Raw genomic sequence first — 22,063 nt, 5'->3', positions numbered from 1 at the left:
CGGCGTGAACGATCTCGCCATCCGCGAGCTGCGGATCCTGGTCGCCGTCGAGCACCGGGGCAGCTTCACCGCCGCCGCCGAGGCGCTCGGCCTGACCCAGTCCGCCGTCTCACACGCCGTCAGCGCCTGTGAGCGCAAGATCGGCGCGGTCCTCTTCGACCGCGGCCGGCACGGCGCCCGTCCCACCCCCGCCGGGGAGCGCGCCGCCGCGCACGCCCGCCGGATCCTGCGGCTGCTCGACGCGCTGCCCGCCGAGGCGCGCGGCGCGAGCACCGGGGCGGTCGGCGGACCGCTGCGGATCGCCGCCTTCCGCAGCGCCGCCGTGCACCTGCTGCCCACGGTGCTCACCCGCCTGCGGGCGGCCCACCCGGCCCTGGCCCCCGAGGTGCGGATCGTCCCCGAGGTCGGGCCCGGCACCGCCGGCGAGGTCCACGCCGGGCGGGCCGACCTCGGCATCGCGACCCTGAGCGGCAACTACCGGCTGCCGGAGGGGCTGGTCGCGGGCGAGCTGTTCGAGGAGGAGTACTCGCTGGTCCACCCCGTCGGGCAGGTCGACCCGCGCTCGCTGCCGCTGATCGACTGGGCGGAGAACTGCTCCTCCTACACCCGCACCTGGTGGTCCCGGCAGGACTGGCTGCCGGCCGCCCGGCTCGACGCCGGCGAGGACAGCGTGGTGCTCTCGATGGTCGCGCGCGGGATGGGCATGGCGATCATGCCGCGCCTGGCCGTGCTGGACGCCCCCGCCACCGTCGCGCTCACCGACCTCGGCCCCGAGCGCCCGACCCGCACGGTCGGCTACGTCACCACCCCGGAGCTGGCCGGCACGCTGGCCGTGCGCGCCCTGATCCGCGAGCTGCGCGGCGCCGCCCTGCTGCCCGCCCTGCCGGCCCCGCCCGAACCGATTGGACGGGCCCCCCGTGCGTCGGCTCTACTCGATGGCCCGGCCCACCCGAATAGAGGACCTTCGTGACCGAGCCCACCGCCCTGACCGGCGACTGCGCCAGCTGCTTCGGCCTGTGCTGCGTCGCGCTGCCCTTCACGGCCTCGGCGGACTTCGCGATCACCAAGGAGGCCGGCAAGCCCTGCCGCAACCTGGACACCGAGTTCCGCTGCGGCATCCACACCCGGCTGCGGGAGAAGGGCTTCACCGGCTGCACGGTCTACGACTGCTTCGGCGCCGGCCAGCAGGTCTCCCAGGTCACCTTCGGCGGCACCGACTGGCGCACGGCCCCGCAGACGGCGCGCGAGATGTTCGACGTCTTCCCGGTCGTGCGCCAGCTGCGCGAACTGCTCTGGTACCTCGACCAGGCGCTCGCCGCCGCCCCGGCCGCCCGGCTGCACCCCGCGCTGGGCGAGCTGCGGGCCGAGACCACCGCGCTGACCGCCGCCGCCCCCGCCGAGCTGCTCGCCCTCGACGTCCCCGCCCACCGCCAGCGGGTCAACACCCTGCTGCTCCAGGCCGGCGACCTGGTCCGGGCCACCATCCCCGGCAAGAAGCGCGACCGCCGCGGCGCGGACCTGATCGGTGCCAAGCTCGCGAAGGCCCAGCTCGCCGGTGCCACCCTGCGCGGCGCCTACCTGATCGCCGCCGACCTCACCGGCGCCGACCTGCGCTGCACCGACCTGATCGGCGCCGACCTGCGCGACGCCCGGCTCCACGGCGCCGATCTCACCGGCGCCATCTTCCTCACCCAGCCCCAGCTCACCGCCGCCCGGGGCGACGCCGCCACCAAGCTCCCCACCGGCCTGACCCGCCCGTCCCACTGGTGACTCCCACCCCGCCACCCCCTCCCGCCGCAGGCCCGCCCGGGCGCAGAATGACGGGGTGACAGATCGCGAAGACCTCCCCACCGCCCAGGCCTGGTCCGCGCTCGGCGGTGCACCGGAGCTGACGAGCGGCGTGCGCTACCGGCGTGCGCCCGGGGTGCTGGAGAGCCGACTGCCGGTGCGGGAGTTCGCCGGCGCCACGGTCGGGGTCTGCTCGCTGGCGGCGGCCGAGCTGCTGGCGGAGCGCAACGGCGGGCCGCGGCCGGCCGTGACGGTGGACGAGGCGGCGGTGGCCCCGGCCTTCGTCAGCGAGCGGCACCTGCGGATCGAGGGGCGGGCGCCGGCCAGCTTCGCGCCGCTCTCCGGGTTCTGGCGCACCGCCGACGGGTGGGTCCGCACGCACGCCAACTACCCGCACCACCGCGAGCGCCTGCTGGCCGCGCTCGGCCGCGGGCCCGACACCGGCCCCGAGCAACTCGCCGCCGAGCTCGCGGGGCGCTCGGCGCTGGAGGTGCAGGAGAGCGCGTACGCCGCCGGCGCACTGGCGGTGGCGGTGCGGCCGGCCGAGCCGACCGAGCACCCGCTGGTCGAGCGCACCGCGCGCGGCAGCGGCGAGCGCCGGCTCGCCCCCGCCGCGCTGCCCGCCGCCGGGGTGCGGGTGCTGGACCTCACCCGGGTCATCGCCGGCCCCGTCGCCACCCGCACGCTGGCGCTGCTCGGCGCCGACGTGCTGCGCGTCGACTCCCCGCGGCTGCCGGAGAGCGAGGACGCCCACGCCGACACCGGGTTCGGCAAGCGCTCGACCCTGCTCGACGCCTCCGTGCCAGCCGACCTGGCCGTGCTGCGCGAGCTGGTCGCCACCGCCGACGTGCTGGTCACCGGCTACCGCCCGGGGGCGCTCGACCGCTACGGGCTGGCGCCCGCCGACCTGCCGCCCCACCTGGTGGTGGCCCAGCTCTGCGCCTGGGGCCGGCACGGGCCCTGGGCCGGGCGCCGCGGCTTCGACAGCCTGGTGCAGGCCGGCTGCGGGATCGCGCTGATCGAGGCCGGGCCGGACGGGCGCCCCGGCGTGCTGCCCGCCCAGGCGCTCGACCACGGCACCGGCTACCTGCTGGCAGCCGGTGTACTGCGGGCGCTGACCGAGCGCCAGCGCACCGGCGCCGGGACGCTGCTGCGCCACTCGCTGGCCGGCGCCGCCCAGTGGCTGCTCGGCCTGCCCGCGTCCACGCCCGAGCCCGGGGCCGCCGCCCCCGCGCCGGGCGCGCACCCGCACCTGGCCGAGACCCCCGGCCCGTACGGCCTGCTCCGGCACGCCCGGCCCCCGATCGGCTACGCCGGCGCCCCGGGCACCTGGTCCGCGGGCCCGACCCGCTGGGGCACCGACGCCCCGGCCTGGACCACCGGCTCCTGAAGCTCGGTCACCCACTGCCCAGGGTCGTCCGGGCACTCCAGGTAGAGCTCCCGGGCGAACCCGGCCGAGTGCCACCCGTTGGCGTCGATCCAGCGGGCCAGCGTCTGCGCGGTCCCGAGCACCTCGTCCATCGCGCCGCGGTGCACGATGGTGGCGGCGGCCGGCAGTGCGGGCAGGTCGGTGATCGCGAACCCGGCCGGGTGCCGCGGCAGCGTGGCCGGGGCGCTCACCGGGAACGCCGCGTGCACCAGCACGGCCTCCGAACCGTCCCCGGCCGGCTCGTAGTAGGCGATGGTCGGCCCGGCCGGGGGCAGCCCGGACTCGGCCACCCGCCGGCACAGCTCGTCGAAGAGCGGCCCGATGACCGGGGTGATGTGCTCCGGCTCGTAGCCGGCGGCCACGGCCTGCAGCTCGGCCACCCGGACCGCCGGGATCGGCTTGACCACCACGTCGTCGTTCTGCATGTGTCCCTCGCTCGCGATCGTTCGGAGCCTCGCCTCGACCTGGGTCAGCCGGGCGGTCGCCGCCGCCACCGTCTCGGCCAGTTCGGCCCGGCGCAGCCGCAGCATCCCGCGCAGTTCCTCGGTGTCCACCCGCTCGTCCAGGATCGACTGGACCTGCTGGAGGGTGAAGCCGAGTTCCTTGAGCGCGATCACCCGGTTCAGCCGGGCGAGCTGCTCGGCGCGGTAGAAGCGGTAGCCGCTGACCGGGTCGACCTGTGCGGGGCGCAGCAGCCCGATGGCGTCGTAGTGACGCAGCATGCGGACCGAGACCCGGCCGTGCCGGGCGAAGTCTCCAATGGTGAACATGATGGCTCCACTCCAGCGCCTGACACGGTGTGAGGGTCAACCTACGAGCTGCCCCCGAAACGCGATGGATCGTTTCCTCCGGAGCAGGACGCGATAGGTCGTCTTGACGTGCCCGGGGCTGATCCGTCCTCAGCAGCACCGGGCCGGGCGCGGGTCGACCCGGCCCGGTGCGTACGCTCCCCGGATGAGCGAGAACCCTCCCGCGCCGGGTGCGGTCGCCACCGAGCGGCTCGACCTGCGCCCGGTGCACCTGGACGACCTCGACGCGCTGCACACGATCAACCGCGACCCCGAGGTGTGGCGTCATCAACCCGCGGGCCGGCACACCGGGATCGCGCAGACCAGGGACTGGATCGAGCGGGCGGCGGCGCGCTGGGAGGAGGAGGGGAGCGGCTACTGGACGGCGCGGCTGCGCACCACCGGGGAGGTGGTCGGCGTCGGCGGCGTGCAGGTCCAGGGCCGCGGGCACTGGAACCTCTACTACCGCCTGGCGCCCGCGCACTGGGGCCACGGCTACGCCACCGAGCTGTCCCGGGCAGCGATCGATGCGGCCCACCGGCGGCGGCCCGAACTGCCGGTCTTCGCCTGGATCCACGCGCACAACACCGGTTCGCGCGCGGTTGCGCAGCGGCTCGGACTCATCGACCACGGCCTGCGACTCGACCCGTTCCTGCGCGAACTCCTCCATCTCCACGCCGACCGCCCGCAGCCCGAGGAGCGCCTGACCGGGCCAAACTGAGAGTCAGCTGGGATTTTCAACCCCACTTTCTGCAAAAGCAGTTCGTCCGATATTCTCCGTCGAAATCTCCGTCGGCCCGGGGTGGGTCTCCAGCGGCCCGACGGCACACGATCGCGTTCCGGACGGCTTCTGGTGGGGGCTCCCCATGGGCGCGGCATTCTGATGATGAGGTGCACACACCCATGCGTCGTTCTCTCGCTCTGGCCGCGGTCGGCACCCTTGCCTCCTCCGCGGTGCTGACGGGTGCTCCGGCCGCGCTGGCGGCTGCCCCCTTCAGCGCGCCCTTCTCCGCCCACCTCGCGCTGCCGGCGATCCTGGCGACCAGCCCCACGCCCTCGGCCACCCCGGCCACGGGCGACGACCAGGCGGTGCCGGCCGCGGTCCGACCGCGCCTGGAGGTCCAGGGCCTGCGCGACCGGATCACCGCGGGCGCGGCGCCGACCGAGTTCACCGTCGAGCTGACGAACCCCTCCAAGAGCGACCTGGTCTTCTACCCGGCGCTGCGGGTGAACGACAAGGCCGGCGACTTCGACACCACCGCGCTCACCGTCGACTACCGCCGCGGTCAGCAGGACTGGCAGCCGAGCACCGTCCCGACCTACCTGAACACGCTGCGGCTGCTCGGGCCGCTGGACCAGAACGGGGTGCCCGCGCCGGGCGCGCTGATCTTCGTCAAGGCGGGCCGGTCGGTCTCGATCAAGGTCCGGCTCGGGCTGCCGGCGGACAACCCGACCGGGCCGGCGTTCGCGCAGTTCGTCTCCTACTGGGCGCCGGTGGACGCGCAGCGGCAGCCGACCCAGGCGGGGGAGATGTCGGCGAGCCGTCCCTCGTACTTCTGCGTGGTGTCGCCCGGCACCCCGAAGCCCTCGCACAGCCCGACCGGGAGCGCCTCGCCCACGGTCGAGCCGTCCTCCTCGCCGACGGTGCCGGCCACCCCCAGCGCCTCGCCGTCCAGCCCGGCCACGCCGCCGGCCTCGCCCTCCGCGCCGGCCACCCCCAGCGCCCCGCCGTCCACCTCCGCCTCGCCGTCCCCGTCCGGCTCCGCGAGCCCCTCGCCCAGCCCGTCGCAGACCCCGGCCCCGACGCCGAGCACCGGCGCGTCCGCCACGCCGACGCCGAGCGCCACCCCGAGCCGGTCCGCCACGCCGGCCCCGAGCGCCAGCGCGACCGCCACCCCCGCGCCGTCCACCCCGGCACCCGCGAGCGCGCTGCCCGGCGGCCCCTCCTCCTCCCCTTCCTCTTCCTCCTCCGACGACACCGTGACCCCCTTCCCGGTCCAGCCGCCGGCCGCCGCCGTCCTGCCGATCCCGGCCACCGCCGTGCAGCAGGCCCAGGCCAGCGCCGCCGCGGACGAGAAGAGCCTGGCCTTCACCGGCGGCGGTGGCGACGCCGTGCCGATCGCCGTCACGGGCGCCACGGTCTTCGCGCTCGGTGTCGGCACCCTGGTGCTGCTGCGCCGCCGCAAGGGCGGTGCGCGGCACGCCTGACCTGTTCGGTCCGTTGACCGGACCGGTGGTCCACACCTCCTGGGTCCGTCCGAGCGGTTGAGCGGACGGGCCCAGGAGCGCTGTGCGCGGAACTCGGAAGACCCGGTTGTTCCACCTGATCGCATAGGATGACCGGCCGAAGGGGCCGGTGTGGGGAAGAGGAACAGGTGCGCCGAGCAAGCGCGGATGACGAAGCAACCGACTACGGGTCGAACACCGGCCGTATCGCGAGCCTTCCTGTCCGTAGACACCACGTGCTGCTGGTGGCGTGGACGGTCATCTGGTTCCTGATCGTCGAGCCCAGCGGCGGCTTCTCGTGGCACTACCTGCGCGAGGGCGAGCAGCTGCTCTTCAGCGGCGGCAACGGCGGCGGCCTCTCCCTCTACGCGCACCACCCCGAACTGCAGATCGGCCCGGTGAGCCTGATGGCCGCCCGGCTCTTCGCGCCGTTCCCCGCGAACGTCGGACAGGTGCTGGCCGAGGGCACGATGTCCGCGCTCGGCCTGATCATGCTGGTCCTGGTCGGGCGCACCGCGGCCTGGTACTACCGGGGCACCGGCACCAACCACCGCCGGCTCCAGCAGCGGATCCTGATCGCGGGCCTGGCCTTCATCCCGATGTGGGTCGAGGTCTCGGTGCGCTTCGCGCACATGGACGACGTGCTGGCGCTCTTCTTCACGATGCTCGCGGTGCACGCGCTGGCCCGGAACAAGCCGGCCGCGGTCGGCATCTACCTGGCCCTGGCGGTCGACTCCAAGCCCTGGGCGATCTCCTTCCTCCCGCTGATCCTGGCGCTGCCCAAGGCGTCGTGGAAGCGCTCCTTCCTCTGGTGCGTCGGGCTGATCGCGGTGGCCTGGCTGCCGTTCTACCTGAGCAACCTGGGCTCGCTGTCGGCCGCCAAGTTCACCATCCCGAACCAGCCCGCCTCCTCGCTGCGCTGGCTCGGCGTCTCGGACCCCTCCACCCCCTGGTGGGACCGCCCCGCGCAGTTCGCCGTCGGGATGGGCCTGGGCACCCTGGCGGTGCGCCGCGGGCGCTGGCCGGCCGTGGTGCTGGTCGGGGCCAACGCCCGGATCCTGCTCGACCCGAGCGTCTACACCTACTACACGGCCTCCATCCTGCTCGGCACGCTGCTCTGGGACGCGGTCGGCCAGCGCCGCCTGGTGCCCTGGTGGAGCTGGATCGCGCTGGCCTCGCTCTACGGCGGCACGCTGCTGATCCCCTCGGACTCCACCAAGGGCATGATCCGGCTGGCCTTCGTGGTGATCTCCACGGCCTATGTGCTGCTCTGGCCCACCAAGCAGCCGCGGCGGGGCCGCGGCAGCGGCGGGCGCGGTTCCGGCGGGCGCCGGGCGGGCGGTCGCGCCGAGCAGCCCGCGGCGCTGTCGAGCGAGCAGCAGGGCGGCATCCCGGCCCCGGCCGGCACCGGCGGGCGCCGGGCCCGCAACCGGGGCAGTGTGCCGCCCCCGGCCGGCGGGTCCCGCACCCCGGCCACCATGGGCGGCTGATCCGGGGCTGATCCGCCGCTGATCCGCAGCCGGTCGGCCCGGCGCGGTGAGGGGGCGGTGGCGGGATCTTGGCGGTCGTGGTCGTCCACGCCACTGTCGGCGGTGGTGGTCCGCGGCGGAGGATCGGGGCACCGCCCAGCAGCCAGCCCCGCCGAGGAGCCGACCGTGACCACCGCCCCCAGCCCCGCCCACGCCGCGAGCAGCGCCGCCCCCGCCCACGCCCACGCCGCGAGCAGCGCCGCCCCCGCCCCCTCGCCGGTCAGCGCGATCCCGGCGCTCTCCCCGGAGCGGGCCTTCGCCTTCTTCGCCGAGCGGCTGGGCTGCCAGGCCGACCCGGCCGACGTCTGGTACGCGATGCGGGACGGCAGGCAGGACTTCACCCTCCTCGACGTGCGGATCGAGGGCGCCCACCGCAGGACCCACCTGCCCGGTGCGATCAGCCTCCCGCTGGCGGAGATCACCCCCGAGCGGGTGGCCGAGCTGCCCGCGGGCCTGCTGGTGGTCTACTGCTGGGGCCCGGCCTGCAACGGCTCGACGAAGGCCGGGATGAAGCTCGCCGCGCTCGGCCGCGAGGTCAAGGAGATGATCGGCGGTCTGGAGTACTGGATCCGCGAGGGCTGGCCGACCGAGGGCCGCCGGCCGGTCGACCCGAAGAGCGCCACCCCCGCCGACCTCGGCCTCGTCTGCTGACCGGCCCTCGCCGACCGGGTCAGGCCGCTCCGCTGCCGAACGAGCGCCGGTAGGCGGTGGGCGAGGTCCGCATGGTGCGCCCGAAGTGGTGCCGGTAGGTCGCCGCGCTCTCGAAGCCGACCGCCGCGGCGATCTCCTCCACCGTCCCGTCCAGCGACTCCAGCAGCGGCAGACTGGCCGCGATGCGCTGGGTGATCACCCAGCGCATCGGGCTGGTCCCGTTCCGGGCGGTGAAGTGCCGCAGGTAGGAGCGGTCCGACATGCGCGCGGCCCGGGCCAGCAGCGAGATGCTCAGCGGCGCGGAGAGGTGGTCCAGCGCCCACTGCATGCTGCGCGCCACCCCGTCCTCGGCCGCGTCCACCGGCGGCACCGCGGCCTGGATGAACTGCGCCTGTCCGCCGTCCCGGTGCGGCGGGACCACGAAGCGGCGGGCCACCGTGTTGGCCACCCTGGCGCCGTGGTCGGTGCGGACCAGGTGCAGGCAGAGGTCGATGCCGGCGGCGCTGCCCGCGCTGGTGAGCAGGTCCCCGTGGTCCACGTAGAGCACGTCGGGGTTGACCGTCACCGCCGGGTGGCGCTGCTGCAGCAGCTCGGCGTACCGCCAGTGCGTGGTGGCCTCCTTGCCGTCCAGCAGCCCCGCCGCGGCCAGCGCGAAGGCGCCCGAGCAGATCGAGACGATCCGCGCCCCGCGTTCGTGCGCGGTGCGCAGCGCCGCCACCAGCGCGGGGGAGACCTCGCCGGTGAAGGCGTTCGGCACGCCCGCCACGATCACGGTGTCGGCCGCCGCCAGCTCGTCCAGCCCGTGCTGGGCGGTCAGCAGGAACCCGCCCATGGCGCCGAGCGGCCGCCCGGGCTGCTCGGCGCAGACCTTCAGGCCGTACCAGGGGGCGGCGAGCAGTCCGGCCAGTTCGGGCCTGGCCAGCGCGAAGACCTCGACGACCACCCCGAGCTCGAAGGGCGCCATGCCCTCGAACGCGTACACCGCCACCGTGTGCACCGGCTCGGGCCGCCGTCCGATCGCCACCGGGACCGGTTGCGATCCACTCCGCTCGGTCATGGACCCCCCTGTGCGCCGTGCCGAAACTGCTGGCGAGTGTAGTGGCGGGGGTGCCGCGAGCGGATCAGCGGCCGGTCCGCCGCCGGTCCGGACCGAGGCGGATCACGGGTGACCGGAGCCGATCGGAAAATTTTCGAAGTCACCTGCAACCCCCCGCGGGGATGGACGTCTATCAGGGTGGGAGCAAGGGAGCGGGACCGGCTGGGCCGGACCGCGTCAGCCGCTCCCGTCGATCCCACCGCCACCAGCACCACCGCCATGCCCAGGGGGCCGCGTCATGCGCATGTCCGCTATCAACCGATTCACGGTGATTGTCACGGCAGACGAGGGCTCCGGTGACACCTCCTGGATCCGCCGCCTGGCCTGACCTGCCGCCAGGGGAGCGGCCGGGGAGTGCCACAATTCCGTCGTTCATGATCTTGAAATCAGCTTTGACGGCCGTCGCCGTCTCGGGGGAAAGCAGACCGTACATGTCCTTGGCCATGGCACCGAGCCTGCCCGCCGCAGTCCCCGGACGGGGACTGCGGGGCCGGCGTTCGCCGGGTGTCCTGAAACTGCTGTTCGGCGCGCTCGGCACCTCCCCGGGCGAGGTGCCCGCGGGCGCGGAGCCGAGGGACGGCCAGGCGCCGCCGGCTGCCCGCCGGGCCGGGTTCCGGCTGCTGCGCGGCGGTCGCGCGGAGGACGAGGAGCGGCCGACGGTGACCGACCTCTACCACGCGCACCGGCTCGGCCTGGTCCGGCTGGCCGTGCTCCTGGTGGACCGTCAGGACGTTGCGGAGGACGTGGTCCAGGAGGCCTTCGCCGCGCTCTTCCAGAAGCACGGCGAGCGCCTGGACGACCTGGACAACGCGCTCGGCTACCTGCGCACCTCGGTGGTGAACGGCGCCCGCTCGGTGCTGCGCCGCCGCAAGACCGCGCGCGAGTACGTGCCGCCGCACGAGGCGGACGCCCCCTCGGCCGAGGACCACGCCGTCCTGAACGACGAGCACCGCCGCGTGGTGCTCGCCCTGCAGGAGTTGACCGAGCGGCAGCGCGAGGTGCTGGTGCTGCGCTACTGGTCCGATCTGTCGGAGGCGCAGATCGCCGAGGCCCTCGGGCTCTCCCGAGGCGCCGTCAAGTCCACCGCGAGCCGGGCGCTCGACGCCCTGGAGAAGCAACTGGAGAAGGTCCGATGACTGATCGTCAGAAGCTTGGGCCTTCGGGGGACGGCTCCGACGGCACCCCCTTGGAGAACCTGCTGCGCGAGGCGATGAGTGCCCGCGCCGCCCAGATCACCGCGGGCAGTCTGCGTCCCGCGGCCCCGCCGGCCCGCCGCCTGCGGCGCACCCGGCCGCTCTACACCGTCGCGCTGCCGCTCGTGGGGCTGGCGGCGGCGGCCTCGATCGGCTACCTGGGCTTCCGCAGCGACACGGTGGCCGAGCACGTGGTCCCGCCGCCGGCGGCCGTGCTGCCCACCAGTGCCCCGTCCTCGGCCACGCCGTCCGCCTCCCCGTCCCCCTCGCCCTCGGACTCGCCGTCCCCCTCGCCCTCGCCGTCCACCGCCCCGGCCACGCCCAGTGGCTCGGTGACCCCCGACGACGCCCCGCCCGGCACCCCCGGCACCGCCGGCACGAACGGCGGCCAGTCCCAGGGCTCGACGACGAGCGGCAGCACGGTGTCGAGCGACGGCCCGTCGGCCCCCGCGAGCGCCACCGGGACGCCGTACACCTTCCGGGGCGTCAGCTTCACGCTCCCGGCGGGCTGGACGGCGAAGACCTACGACAACCGGGTGTGCCTGGAGGCGCCCGGGGCCAAGGCCGACGACAAGGTCGACTGCGAGCCGTACGGAGTGTCGATCATCGCGTACGACACGGCGGCGGAGGTCCAGCAGGCGAACTACCCGGTCGTCGAAGACCAGTTCATGTCCAGCGGCTGGGCGCACCAGCCGTACTGCTACTCCTGGAACAACCCGGGCATGGGCGAAACGCAGAGTCTGCTGGACTACCGCTTCCAACTGGCCACGCTGGCCGGGCAGTCCGTCCATGAGGCCACCTGGCAGGTGAAGTGCGACACCGGCGCCACCTTCACCGCGCGCCGCTGGGACTTCCCCGAGCAGCAGGTCTTCGTGTCGGCCCGGGGTCTGAGTGCGACCTACGAGAGCGGGCTGCAGAGCGTGCTCGGCAGCCTGGACGTGTCGGGCCACCCCGACCCGCTGGGATCGCAGGCGGACGCGCTCTCGGTCGCCGTCAAGGGCCTGACGCCGAGCCAGCAGCTCAACCGCGGTACCCCGTACACCTTCTCGGTCACCTGGACGAACACCAGCAGCACCACGTACGCCACGGTGCTGCCGGCCGTCGCACCCGAGATGTACGGCAGTACCAACACCGGTCCGCCCCAGGCCCAGGGGACGATGGAGCGCCAGGACGGCGGCTCCTGGACCCAGCTCGGGATGCTCTGGAGCACCGCCGACTTCGGGGGCAGCAGCACCTCGACGACGTTCTCGCTGGCTCCCGGAGCCCAGCGGACCATCACCTACCGGATGACGCTGGACCAGCACAACAACCCGGGCACGCTGGTCCTGTCGGCCGGCGCCTTCCTCCAAGGGCAGGGCGGCCAGCTGTCCCAGCTCGGCAAGTTCTCGATGCCGCTGATCATCACCGGCCCCTGACACGCGCGAGGCCCTTGGCACCCCGACCCGGGGTGCCGAGGGCCTCGCCGTCAGCGCATCAGCCGATCGGGCGGATCAGCCCGCCAGCTCGGCCATCCAGGCCTCCACCGCGTCGGCCGTGCGGGGCAGCGCGGCCGAGAGGTTCTCGTTGCCCTCGGCGGTCACCAGGATGTCGTCCTCGATCCGCACGCCGATCCCGCGGTACTCCTCGGGCACCGTCAGGTCGTCCTGCTGGAAGTAGAGGCCGGGCTCCACGGTCAGGCACACGCCCGGCTCCAGCACCGCGTCCACGTAGGACTCGCGGCGGGCGTGGGCGCAGTCGTGCACGTCCAGGCCGAGCATGTGGCCGGTGCCGTGCAGGGTCCAGCGGCGCTGCAGGCCGAGCTCCAGGACCTTCTCGACGTCGTAGACCGAGGCGTCCAGCAGGCCCCAGGCGAGCAGGTGCTCGGCCAGCACGCGCTGGGCCGCGTCGTGGAAGTCGCGGAACCGGCCGCCGGGCCGCACCGCCGCGATGCCGGCCTCCTGGGCGGCGTACACGGCGTCGTAGATCTTGCGCTGCAGCGGGTTGAACGTCCCGTTGATCGGCAGCGTGCGGGTGACGTCGGCGGTGTAGAGGGTGCTGGTCTCCACGCCGGCGTCCAGCAGCAGCAGTTCGCCGGGGCGGACCTCGCCGTCGTTGCGCACCCAGTGCAGGGTGGTGGCGTGCGGCCCCGCGGCGGCGATCGAGCCGTAGCCCACGTCGTTGCCCTCGACCCGGGCGCGGCGCCAGAAGGTGCCCTCGATCCAGCGCTCGGAGGTGGCCACGGCCTGGCTCAGCTCCCGCACCACGTCGGTGAACCCGTTGACGGTGGCGGAGCAGGCGGCGCGCAGCTGCTCGATCTCCCAGGCGTCCTTGACCAGGCGCAGGCCGCTCAGGAAGACCTTCAGCTCGTCGTCGCCCTCCTCGGTGGTGGCGACCGCGGCCTCCAGGCCGGCGTCGTAGCCGCGCACGATCCGGGTGGGCACCGAGGCGTCCGCGGCGGCCAGCTCCTCGGCGGCCTTGCGCACGTCCCGGGTGGGCAGGCCGAGCAGCTGCTCGGCCTCGGCCAGCGAGTGGCGGCGACCGACCCACAGCTCGCCCTGGCCGTCCAGCCAGAACTCGCCGTTCTCCCGGTCGGAGCGCGGCAGCAGGTAGAGGGCCTGGTCGTGGCCGCCCTCGGCGCGGGGCTCCAGGACCAGCACGGCGTCCTGGGTCTGGTCGCCGGTGAGGTGCACGTACTCGCTGGCGGCGCGGAAGGAGTACTCGGTGTCGTTGGCCCGGGTCCGCAGGTTGCCGGCCGGGACCACCAGGCGCTGGCCGGGGAAGGCGGCCGAGAGCGCGGCCCGCCGGGCGGCGGCGTACGGGGCCTGGGCGATCGGGGCCAGGTCGCGCAGCTCGGTGTCGGCCCAGCCGGACTTCATGGACGCCGCGAGCTCGTCCGACACCTCGCCGTACAGGCCGTTCTTGCGGCCCTTGATCGGCTGGTCCGCCGTCTCCTCCTCGGCACCGGCCCCCTCGGGGTTGTCCGCCACTGCCGGAGTACGGTCCTCGGTCACGTTCGTCGCCTCCTTGCGAGTCGTCCGCCCCTCACGCGTCGGATCGCGACAGGTGCCGGGCGGCTGTGGCACCCATGGTACGGACGAGCCGCCGATCACCCGTTCGGGAGGGGCCCGGGGCCCCTCCCGAACGCCCTGCTCAGGCCCCACGGACCCCGGCCCGGCTCGGACCCCGGTCGAGCCCTAGTCGAACCGCGCCGCCAGCAGCACCAGGTCGTCGGTCGTCTCCACCGCCTCGGGTGCCGTGCCCAGGCAGTGGCCCACCAGGTGGGCGCAGAGCGCGTCGGGGTCGTGCCGCAGCTCGCGCGGGGCGTCGGCGGCGGCCTTGCGCAGGCGGGCCTGGCCGGCGTGCAGGGTGGGGCCCAGACGGCGGGCCAGGCCCTCGGTGTAGAGCAGCAGCAGGTCGCCGCGCTCGACGTTCAGCTCCACCCCCGGGGCCTCCCAGCAGCTGAGCATGCCGAGCGGGGCGGAGAGCGAGGTCTCGACGAAGTTGGCGCCGTAGCGGGTGACCAGCACCGGGGGGCAGTGCCCGGCGCCGGCCAGGGTGATCCGGCGCTCCTGCGGGTCCAGGCAGGCGTAGACGGCGGTGGCGGTGCGGGCCGGCTCGGTGGTCTTGAGCAGCAGTTCCAGGTCGCCGAGGACGGAGACCGGGTCCTCGCCCTCCAGCACGGCGTAGGCGCGCAGCGCGGCCCGGATCCGGCCCATCGCGCTGGCGGCCGCGGTGGCCGAGGCCGGACCGGCGCCCGGCCCGTCGCCGGAGACCGAGCCGACGGTCAGCCCGACCGAGCCGTCCGGCAGCGTGATGGCGTCGTACCAGTCGCTGCCCGCGGAGTGCTCCAGCCCGGCCGGCAGCCAGCGGACGGCCAGCCGCAGCCCGGGCAGGTAGGGCAGGTGGTCGGGCAGCAGGCCGCGGCGCAGCGCCTCGGTGGCCCGCTGGCCACGCTCGGCGGCCAGCCGGCCGGCCAGCAGCGGGGCCGCGAAGGCGGTGAAGCGGCGGGCCAACTCCTGCTGCAGATCGGTGGGTTGGCGTGGCTCGGGATAGAACCAGACGGCGGCGGCGAGCGGCCCCTCGGCGTCGGTGGCCAGCGGCAGCGCGAAGCAGGCGGCCAGGCCCAGGCCGGCGGCCACCTCGCGGAACCGGGGGACCAGGCCCGGCTCGGCCGCCAGGTCGGCGTGCAGCAGCTGGCGCGGCCGGGCGCCGGAGCGCAGCAGGCCGGCGAACGGGCCGTGCTCGACGGGCACCGTCTCCAGCGCGCCGATCGCGGCGTGGTCCAGCCGCAGGCCGACCATCGGGCCGTGGCCGGCGTGGTCCTGCCAGCCGGCGCCGGCCAGGCCGTGGACGGCGCCGACCGGCTCGACCGGGCGCCCGGTGGCCGGATCGGTGGCCAGGTCGGCGGCTGCGTCCAGGGCCGGGGCACCGGCCGGGCCGGTGACCGCGGCCCGGTCGAACGGCAGGTGGTTCTCGCCGCTCTCCCGGGCCACCGGGACGAGCAACGCGCGGTCCGCGCCGAGCAGTTCGGCGCCCGAGTCGAGCAGGGTGGTCAGCGTGGCGGCCAGGCCGCGGGCCCGGGCCAGGCGCTCGGTGTGCCGGTGCAGCAGGTCGAGCGCCGCCAGGCGCTCCGGCGCGGGCAGCAGGTCCAGGCGCTGCGCCGGCTCCTCGGCCGGTCCGCCGCCCGGCATGCGGGCCGTCGCGCCGTCCGGCGCCGAGGGCCCGTACGACGGGTCGCCGCCGTGCACCGCCTGCGGCTGGGGCGCGGCGAGCCCCGGCAGGTCGAGCAGGGCGGCCAGCCGCCGGCCCGTCGGTTGCGGGCCCTCGGCACCGCCCGGGCTCCCGGCCGGCTCCGGTGCGCCTGCACCCTGCCGCGTGCCGGCGCCACCGGCGCCACCGGCTGCGCCACCGCTGCCGCCGTGACCGGCCCCGCTGCCGGTCCCGGACGCCGGGACTCCGCTCATGCCACCGCTCGGGCCGGCCGCGCCGGTCGGACGCCTGTCACCCATGCCGCGACTCCCAGCGCTGAGGCCGTACCCCGTGCATCCGTGCATCCGCACATCCGCCCAAAGGCCTGCCAACCCACTCCAATGCCCCACTTGTACACAGGACGGTCGGGGCGTGTCCAGGATCGGAGCCCAGCCGGGTGGCTGGGTCCGCGCCGCACCCCGCGCCCCGTGCACGCGCCCGCGCTCCGAAACGCCGGGCGTGGCGGGCACGGTCAGCGGGCAGAAGCTGACCAGAGGCTGCCGGACCCTGCCCGGAGCGTAGGGATCCCCCCGCCCGGCGGCCGTGCTGACCACAAGTCACTCACTCGTACGGTGGAACCAGAGGGCTCGCAAGGGCGTCCATCTGGTCGCATGAGGGATTCTCGTTCCAAGGACGCGTCCGAGGGCTACCCGGGTCGGCGTCCGTCGCACAGGACGCCGAGCACACCCTGCGGCTCCCCGGGCCGCGTCAAGGTTTTGAGCCAAGTCGGCCGTGAATCCCGTCGGTCGTGAATCTGTCGGCCGTGCGATCGGTCGATCGTGAGCAGTGCCGTCGTGAACAGTGCCGTCGTGAGCCCAAGTCGGCTGTGAGGCCATTCGGTTGTGAGGCCATTCGGTTGTGATCCACCCCGGTCGCGGAGAGGAACGAGTGCGCATGCGTGAGTCGCGGGAGTTGTCCGCCAGGCACCGCAGAACCCGACAGGCGCTGCTCCAGGCGGCGTTGACCTGTGCGGAGCGCTGGCGCTGGCCGGTGCTGCCAGGGGCGGTGCTGGTGGAGCGGGCCGGCGCACCCGGTGGGCTGGGCCCCGCCGGGCCCGATCCCGCCGGGCTGGACGCTGCCGGGCTGGACGCCACCGGCCTCGATCCGGCCGGGCTCGATCCCGCCGGGCCGGTCGCGATCTGCTCCTGTGCCGATCCGCACTGCCCGGTCCCCGCGGCGCACCCGCACGACCACTCGCTGCTGGCGGCCACCACCGACGCCACCATGGTGCGCTGGTGGTGGGAGCGGCACAGCCCGCAGGCGCCGGTGCTGGTGGCGACCGGGAGCGCGGTGGCGGCGGTCAGCCTGCCGGCCGCGGCGGGGCAGCGGCTGCTGGCATACCTGGACGCGCTGCGGCTCACCCCGGGGCCGGTGCTGGCCTCGCCGACCCGCTGGGCGCTGCTCGTCGCGCCCTACGGGTACCCGGAGTTGGCGGAGCTGCTGGTGGAGCAGGAGCGGACGCTGCGGCCGGGCGGCGGTCCCGGCGCGGTGCCCAGCTCGGTGCGGTACCACGGGCCCGGCGGGTTCCTGGTGCTGCCGCCCTCGCGGGTCGGCGGCCAGGGCGCGGCGATGCGGTGGGTGCGGCGGCCGGTGCCGGCGCCGGGCGGCGGGGTCTGGCTGCCGCCGGTGGCGGGACTGTTGGAGGCTCTGGTGGCGGCGGGCTCGGCAGAGCCGGACGGCAGCAGGCTCGCGTTCTGAGGGGCAGGAGGCCGGCGGGAGATGGACACCGCCGGTCACATGGAAGATCCGGCCGCTGGCGACGGGGGATGCACCAGCGGCCGGACTGCTTTAAACAGTAACAAGGATTCGCGCCTTGGCCAATTTCCTCCGCGGGTCGACCCCGGTGTTTCCGGGTTTTTGGGCCCAGATGTGACCGGAGTCACGCTCCCACGATCGGAAATGATCACCAAGCGCCATCTTCGGTCAGTTCAGCGTGACCTGACGGCTCACCAGATTCGCGCGCGCCCGGCGCTCCTCCGCGCTCAGGGGCGCGCTGACGTCGAGCGCGCCTGCCAGCCGCTCCGCGAACGCCGCTGCCGGCTTCTCGCAGTCGGCCGCCGACATCTCCAGCGGCAGGTCCCAGACCGGCACGGTCAGGCCGTGCGCGCGGAACGAGCCGACCAGCTTGGTGCCCTCGCCGATCGAGGCCTCGCCGGTGGCGGCCAGCCGGGCCAGCGCGTCGAGCAGCTGCTCCTCGGGCACCGTCATGACCCAGCGCAGGTGGTTCTTGTCGGGGGTGCCGCACCAGTAGGCGCTGTCCACCCCGGCCAGCTTCTCGGTCGGGATCGCCGAGGCGTTGGCGCGCTCCAGCGAGGCGGCGACCTCGCCGGTGGCGGCCTCGGCGTCCTCCAGCCAGAACTCGAAGCCGGTGTGCACGGCGGGCGTGAAGGGGGCGCCGAGGTCCAGCAGGTCCTGCAGGCGCGGGCCGTCGGCAGCCGCCCGGCGGGTCGGCACCGGGTTGCCGGGCTCGGTCACCAGGGCCTCGGTCAGTGCGTCGGCGAGGTCGCGGCTCAGGTCGCCGGAGGAGGACTGGGTCTGCAGGCCGAGCAGGATCGACCCGTCCGGACGGCGCAGCGCGGGCCAGGCCAGCGGCAGCACGGTGGCCAGGGTGACCGACGGCACGTCACCGGTGGCCCCGTCGGTCAGGCCGGCGACCAGCGTCAGCGGCACGGTCGCGGCGGGCACCAGCTCGCGCAGCGCCACCCAGTCGGCCTCGCCCGGCAGTCCCTCGAACGGGCGGTGCACCAGCTCCTGGACGGCGTGCGCGGCCTGCCGACCGTGACAGGCCTTGTAACGGCGGCCCGATCCGCAGGGGCAGTCCTCGCGGGCGCCGACGACGGGGACGCTGTCCGTCGTGGCGGTGCTGCGGCTCGGCTGGGACGACTTCTTGGCGGCCTTCTTGGCCATGGTGCGGCTCTCCCGGGAGTGGTGGGCACGGAATTCTCCCGGGCAGCCTACTGAGAATCGGCGGTGCTCCTGGGAGTCGCTCAGGCCGAGCGGCGCACGGGCTGCTCCGCCCGGGCCGGCAGCGCGGCCCAGACGGTCACCTCGCCCGGCGCGTCCCGCACCCCCCAGTCGGCGGCCAACTGGCCGACGATGCTCAGGCCGCGCCCGCCCTTGGCGGTCAGCGAGGGGCTGGCCGGCAGCGGCCTGGTGGTGGCGCCGCCGTCGGTGACCTCCAGGGTCAGCAGGCCGTCGTTGTGCATCTGCCAGCGCACCAGCACCCCGCCGGCCGGCTCCGCCGGCTGCCCCGCCGCCCCGCCGTGCCCCGCCGCCGGTTGCGCCGGGGTGCTGGACGAGAGCGCGGAGCCCGGCTCGTGCGCCGCCCGCGCGTGGCGGTGCGACCCGGCGCTGACCAGCAGCACCTCCAGCGCTGCGGCCTCCGCCGCGGCCTCCGCGCTTTCCGCGCGGGCCGCGGACTTCGGCATATCGGCGCCGTGAAGTCGGAATTCCTCGCTCGCCCCCCCGGCGAGATCGAGCAATGGTGCAAGCGGCCGCGCATAGCGGCAGGAATTGCTGAGCAGTTCGGAAAGGATCAGAACCGCGTCGTCGATGACGGCAGCGGGGACCTTACGGTCGCCCAGGTCACGCCGCAGCCTGCGCCGGGCAGCCCCGACACTGGCCGGGCCGTGCGGCACCGCCATAGTTGATGAAGTCGGCACTTCACGCGCCACCATCAACGCCACCCCCGGACCTCCTTCAGCGTTTGCCGAGGGATGGATGCCCCGACGGAATGCACCGGAAACGGGTTCGGTCGGTTGCGGTCCGTCAATTGTGAAGTTGTGGAAGGTGCCGCAACACGCTGTGCGCAAAAGGTGATTAGCTGCTTACGCTGCGTCAATCGAGGGAGTGGATTCCGTCCGCCGGGCCCATCGCACCACCCACTGCGCGCGCCCGCGTACGCCAACCGGACCGCTCCGCGCGGCTTGCAGTATCGCCGCCGCCGCCGCACCGCCGCAGTGTCGCACCGCCGTCGCCGCGGCACCGTCCGGGCGGCCTCGCGGCGGGCCGGCTCAGCGCCCCAACTGGTCCAGGACGTCCCGCGGCCGGTTGGTGATGATCGCCTCGACCCCGAGCTCCAGGCAGAGCGCCACGTCCTCGGGCTCGTCCACCGTCCAGACGTGCACCCGGTGCCCGGCCGCCCGCAGCCTGGTCACCAGCTCGGGCCGGCGCCGCACCAGCTCGATCCCGGGCCCGGCTATCACGGCGCCGGCGGGCAGGCCGGCGCCCGGCCACAGCCGCAGCAGCGCCGGGTGCTCGAAGAGGAAGACCCGGGGGAAGGCCGACCCGGCCCCGCGCAGCCGGCCCAGCGCCAGGCCGGAGAAGCTCATCAGCCGGGCGTGCGGCCGCTCCCCGTCGCCCTGGTCGGCCCCGGCAGCCGCGCCGATCCCGTAGTGGGCCAGCATCCGCAGCAGCTCGTGCTCGACCGCGCCGCGGTAGCGCACCGGGTGCTTGGTCTCGATCGCCAGGTCCACCCGGCGCCCGCAGTCGGCCACCAGCTCCAGCAGGTCGGCCAGCGGCAGCACCCCGCGCCGCTCCGGGTCCGCCCGCTCGGCCTCGGTGCCGCCCGGCTTCCAGGAGCCGAAGTCGTAGGCCTGCAGCTGCGCCAGGGTGAGCGTGGAGACCACCCGCCGGCCGCCGTCCGAGACCCGGGCGATGGTCCGGTCGTGGACGCAGACCAGCTGCCGGTCCGCGGTCAGCCGCACGTCGCACTCGACCGCGTCCGCCCCCTCGGCCAGCGCCCGCCGGTAGGCCGCCAGGGTGTGCTCGGGCAGCGCCGCGGAGGAGCCGCGGTGGGCGACCACCTGGACCGTCCGTGCGTCGCGTCCTGGTCCGGTGGAGGAGAGGTCGAGAGTCGTCACGGGTCCACCCTAGATGGCCCGGGTGACGCGGACGCGTCGACCGTCCGAACGCGGGGTTCCGCAGGTCAGCGCGCGTGTCGGCGCCGCCGGCCGGCCCGGTCGGCGGCGCCGGGGCCTCAGGCGCGCTCGGCGAGCCAGGGCAGCCGGATCACCGCGAGCGTGGCGAGCCCCGCGACCAGGAAGGAGAGGAGCGAGGCCGAGGACCACTGCTGCGGCGTGAAGTGCACCGCGGTCTGCAGGCCGGTCCAGAAGCCGGTCCACCAGCCGGCCACCGCGGTCGGCGCCAGGAACTGGTAGACGGCGAAGCCCAGCGCCCACGGCAGCAGCATCAGCGGCCGGGCCGGGGCCTGCTGGCCCAGGTCCCAGCCCCGCCGGCCGCGGCCCAGGAAGAAGTCCACCGCGAGCACCGCGAGCAGCGGCACGAAGACCGAGCCGATCAGCCCGAGGAAGGCGTAGTAGGAGTCGGTGAACTCCTTGATCTGCAGCGCCAGCGCCGTCACCAGCAGGCCGATCCCGCCGGTCAGCAGCCGCCGGTCCACCCGCGGGAAGAGGTTGTGGACCGACATCGCGGTCGAGTAGACGTTGGCGAACGACTGGTCCGCCTCGCGCAGCACCAGCACCAGCAGGAAGGCCCAGCCGGCCGCCACCCCGGCGAACGAGTCGAGCAGGTTGTCGGCGTTGCCGTGCGACTGGAGCAGCGCGATCAGGCCGAGCAGGTAGCACCAGACCTGGGCGACCGTGTAGCCGGAGAAGGTGCCCCAGAACGAGGCCCGCCCGGTGCGCGAGTGCCGGGTGTAGTCGGCGGCCAGCGGCACGAAGGAGATCGAGACGGCGATGATCGCGTCGGTCGCCTTCAGGAAGCCGTGCCAGTTGCCGGCCCCGGGGTCCGGCCAGCCCTGCCGGCCCAGCTGGACCGTGAAGTAGACCATCGCGACGCCCACCGCGATCGCCACGTACTTGCGCAGCGCCGCGATCGACCCCAGCGGCCAGATGGTGAGCGCGGTGGTCAGTGCCCCGGCCAGCAGCACGAAGAGCCAGCGCCAGCCCTGGGTGCCGGCCACCGTCTGGGCGCCCCAGGCGATCACGATCAGCTCGTACACGCCCCAGCCCAGGCACTGCAGGATGTTCAGCACGGTGGGCAGGTACGACAGCCTGGTGCCGAACAGGCCGCGCAGCACGGCCATCGCGGGCGCGCCGGTCCGGGTGCCGATCAGCGCGGCCACCCCGAGCATCGCGGTGCCGATCACCGTGCCGGCCACGATCGCCACCACCGAGGCGGTGAAGGAGAGCTCGCTGCCGGGCTGGCCGAGCACCGTCGCGGCGCTGGTGAAGCCGATCAGGCTGATCCCGAGGTTGGCCCAGAGCGCGAACTGGTCGCGGAAGCCCAGGGTGCGCGCAGGCGCGGTGTCCAGCACCAGCGGCGCCTCGGCGCGGTCGGTGCCCGGCGGCTCCAGCACCGTGACAGGAGAAGGGGAAGGCGAAGCAGCCGTCATGGCCGATACTCCCTACGCCGGCATTACCCGGTCAGGTTCCGGCGGTCAGCGCTCCCTCGACCACCTGGGCGTCACCGCCATGGCGTACGGTCGACCAGCGCACTCTCAGCCTGGTGGGTCCAAGCTCCCGCGTGTCTTCAACAGATGCGACAGGGTAGCCCGGCGTTTGGATTACGCCAAGGTGGGGCAAAGCGCCGTCCGCATCGCGGGATGCCGCCGGGGAGGCCGGACGGCCCGCGGGGTGGGCGAAGGGGGGCTGTTCGGTCCGTCTAAGGATTCT

18 protein-coding genes and 1 riboswitch are annotated in these 22,063 nt (G+C 74.7%); of the genes, 10 read left to right on the top strand and 8 right to left on the bottom strand.

Annotation, left to right across the window (positions count from 1 at the left end; all coding sequences use genetic code 11):
• Positions 1-4: 4 nt before the first annotated feature.
• The 3 genes from OG500_RS18700 to OG500_RS18690 are packed head-to-tail and all read left to right on the top strand — an operon-like array spanning position 5 to position 3,178.
• Positions 5-970: a LysR family transcriptional regulator gene (locus OG500_RS18700; RefSeq protein WP_329581717.1), complete on the top strand. Its 966-nt coding sequence runs from the start codon at positions 5-7 to the stop codon at positions 968-970.
• Positions 967-1,770 (top strand): pentapeptide repeat-containing protein, encoded by an 804-nt coding sequence (locus tag OG500_RS18695; RefSeq protein ID WP_329581714.1) that lies wholly within the window; start codon positions 967-969, stop codon positions 1,768-1,770. The genes OG500_RS18700 and OG500_RS18695 overlap by 4 nt, the downstream gene beginning before the upstream one ends.
• Positions 1,771-1,825: 55 nt before the next feature.
• Positions 1,826-3,178, top strand: coding sequence for a CoA transferase (locus OG500_RS18690; RefSeq protein ID WP_329581712.1), 1,353 nt, complete (start codon positions 1,826-1,828; stop codon positions 3,176-3,178).
• Here OG500_RS18690 and OG500_RS18685 read toward each other — a convergent pair.
• Positions 3,097-3,987 (bottom strand): MerR family transcriptional regulator, encoded by an 891-nt coding sequence (locus OG500_RS18685; protein ID WP_327067833.1) that lies wholly within the window; start codon positions 3,985-3,987, stop codon positions 3,097-3,099. The genes OG500_RS18690 and OG500_RS18685 overlap by 82 nt on opposite strands.
• 184 nt (positions 3,988-4,171) lie before the next feature.
• Between OG500_RS18685 and OG500_RS18680 the strand changes: the two genes are divergently transcribed.
• From OG500_RS18680 to OG500_RS18665, 4 genes are all read left to right on the top strand, one after another.
• Positions 4,172-4,726: a GNAT family N-acetyltransferase gene (locus OG500_RS18680; protein ID WP_327067832.1), complete on the top strand. Its 555-nt coding sequence runs from the start codon at positions 4,172-4,174 to the stop codon at positions 4,724-4,726.
• A gap of 182 nt (positions 4,727-4,908) precedes the next feature.
• Complete coding sequence (locus tag OG500_RS18675; protein ID WP_329581709.1) at positions 4,909-6,213, top strand: hypothetical protein; 1,305 nt, start codon at positions 4,909-4,911, stop codon at positions 6,211-6,213.
• A 254-nt stretch (positions 6,214-6,467) separates the two neighbouring features.
• Positions 6,468-7,721 (top strand): hypothetical protein, encoded by a 1,254-nt coding sequence (locus OG500_RS18670; protein ID WP_329581707.1) that lies wholly within the window; start codon positions 6,468-6,470, stop codon positions 7,719-7,721.
• A gap of 165 nt (positions 7,722-7,886) precedes the next feature.
• Entirely contained in the window at positions 7,887-8,411 is a 525-nt protein-coding gene (locus OG500_RS18665; protein ID WP_329581704.1) for a rhodanese-like domain-containing protein, read from the top strand.
• Between the two features lie 19 nt (positions 8,412-8,430).
• Here OG500_RS18665 and OG500_RS18660 read toward each other — a convergent pair whose 3' ends face one another.
• Positions 8,431-9,468 carry a DJ-1/PfpI family protein gene (locus OG500_RS18660; RefSeq protein WP_329581702.1) on the bottom strand — a complete coding sequence of 346 codons (1,038 nt, stop codon included), beginning with the start codon at positions 9,466-9,468 and terminating at the stop codon, positions 8,431-8,433.
• Between the two features lie 470 nt (positions 9,469-9,938).
• Between OG500_RS18660 and OG500_RS18655 the strand changes: the two genes are divergently transcribed.
• Positions 9,939-10,643, top strand: a complete 705-nt coding sequence (locus tag OG500_RS18655; protein WP_329581699.1) for an RNA polymerase sigma factor — start codon at positions 9,939-9,941, stop codon at positions 10,641-10,643.
• The gene (locus OG500_RS18650) at positions 10,640-12,115 is read left to right on the top strand and encodes a hypothetical protein (protein ID WP_329581696.1); all 1,476 of its coding nucleotides are present in this window, start codon (positions 10,640-10,642) and stop codon (positions 12,113-12,115) included. The genes OG500_RS18655 and OG500_RS18650 overlap by 4 nt, the downstream gene beginning before the upstream one ends.
• 75 nt (positions 12,116-12,190) lie before the next feature.
• Here the strand turns inward: OG500_RS18650 and OG500_RS18645 are convergent, their stop codons facing one another.
• Together OG500_RS18645 and OG500_RS18640 are read right to left on the bottom strand one after the other, a co-directional pair.
• Positions 12,191-13,690 carry an aminopeptidase P family protein gene (locus tag OG500_RS18645; protein WP_329581693.1) on the bottom strand — a complete coding sequence of 500 codons (1,500 nt, stop codon included), beginning with the start codon at positions 13,688-13,690 and terminating at the stop codon, positions 12,191-12,193.
• A gap of 183 nt (positions 13,691-13,873) precedes the next feature.
• A complete protein-coding gene (locus tag OG500_RS18640) occupies positions 13,874-15,688 on the bottom strand; it encodes a PP2C family protein-serine/threonine phosphatase (protein WP_329581690.1) in 1,815 nt (604 codons plus the stop codon).
• A gap of 634 nt (positions 15,689-16,322) precedes the next feature.
• On the opposite strand from OG500_RS18640, the gene OG500_RS18635 reads away from it, so the two are divergent.
• Positions 16,323-17,126, top strand: coding sequence for a bifunctional DNA primase/polymerase (locus tag OG500_RS18635; protein WP_329581687.1), 804 nt, complete (start codon positions 16,323-16,325; stop codon positions 17,124-17,126).
• A 225-nt stretch (positions 17,127-17,351) separates the two neighbouring features.
• Here OG500_RS18635 and OG500_RS18630 read toward each other — a convergent pair whose 3' ends face one another.
• The 4 genes from OG500_RS18630 to OG500_RS18615 form a co-directional block, all read right to left on the bottom strand.
• Positions 17,352-18,335 carry a DUF5926 family protein gene (locus OG500_RS18630; protein WP_327067822.1) on the bottom strand — a complete coding sequence of 328 codons (984 nt, stop codon included), beginning with the start codon at positions 18,333-18,335 and terminating at the stop codon, positions 17,352-17,354.
• Positions 18,336-18,415: 80 nt separating this feature from the next.
• Positions 18,416-19,114 (bottom strand): ATP-binding protein, encoded by a 699-nt coding sequence (locus OG500_RS38195; RefSeq protein WP_442789179.1) that lies wholly within the window; start codon positions 19,112-19,114, stop codon positions 18,416-18,418.
• A 327-nt stretch (positions 19,115-19,441) separates the two neighbouring features.
• Positions 19,442-20,290: a glycerophosphodiester phosphodiesterase family protein gene (locus tag OG500_RS18620; RefSeq protein ID WP_327067819.1), complete on the bottom strand. Its 849-nt coding sequence runs from the start codon at positions 20,288-20,290 to the stop codon at positions 19,442-19,444.
• A gap of 116 nt (positions 20,291-20,406) precedes the next feature.
• Positions 20,407-21,783, bottom strand: a complete 1,377-nt coding sequence (locus tag OG500_RS18615; protein ID WP_329581682.1) for a purine-cytosine permease family protein — start codon at positions 21,781-21,783, stop codon at positions 20,407-20,409.
• Positions 21,776-21,924, bottom strand: a riboswitch (TPP riboswitch). Its footprint overlaps the gene before it by 8 nt.
• Between the last annotated feature and the right edge of the window lie 139 nt (positions 21,925-22,063).

The organism is Kitasatospora sp. NBC_01250, from assembly GCF_036226465.1.
GTDB lineage: Bacteria > Actinomycetota > Actinomycetes > Streptomycetales > Streptomycetaceae > Kitasatospora.
This window is presented reverse-complemented; position numbering and strand designations above follow the sequence as displayed.

Excerpts from the sequence above, each read along its gene's own strand:
- OG500_RS18685 (WP_327067833.1), bottom strand. The coding sequence starts at position 3,987 with ATGTTCACCATTGGAGACTTCGCCCGGCACGGCCGGGTCTCGGTCCGC.
- OG500_RS18680 (WP_327067832.1), top strand. The coding sequence starts at position 4,172 with ATGAGCGAGAACCCTCCCGCGCCGGGTGCGGTCGCCACCGAGCGGCTC.
- OG500_RS18675 (WP_329581709.1), top strand. The coding sequence starts at position 4,909 with ATGCGTCGTTCTCTCGCTCTGGCCGCGGTCGGCACCCTTGCCTCCTCC.
- OG500_RS18660 (WP_329581702.1), bottom strand. The coding sequence starts at position 9,468 with ATGACCGAGCGGAGTGGATCGCAACCGGTCCCGGTGGCGATCGGACGG.
- OG500_RS18655 (WP_329581699.1), top strand. The coding sequence starts at position 9,939 with ATGTCCTTGGCCATGGCACCGAGCCTGCCCGCCGCAGTCCCCGGACGG.
- OG500_RS18650 (WP_329581696.1), top strand. The coding sequence starts at position 10,640 with ATGACTGATCGTCAGAAGCTTGGGCCTTCGGGGGACGGCTCCGACGGC.
- OG500_RS18640 (WP_329581690.1), bottom strand. The coding sequence starts at position 15,688 with ATGGGTGACAGGCGTCCGACCGGCGCGGCCGGCCCGAGCGGTGGCATG.
- OG500_RS18635 (WP_329581687.1), top strand. The coding sequence starts at position 16,323 with ATGCGTGAGTCGCGGGAGTTGTCCGCCAGGCACCGCAGAACCCGACAG.
- OG500_RS18630 (WP_327067822.1), bottom strand. The coding sequence starts at position 18,335 with ATGGCCAAGAAGGCCGCCAAGAAGTCGTCCCAGCCGAGCCGCAGCACC.
- OG500_RS18615 (WP_329581682.1), bottom strand. The coding sequence starts at position 21,783 with ATGACGGCTGCTTCGCCTTCCCCTTCTCCTGTCACGGTGCTGGAGCCG.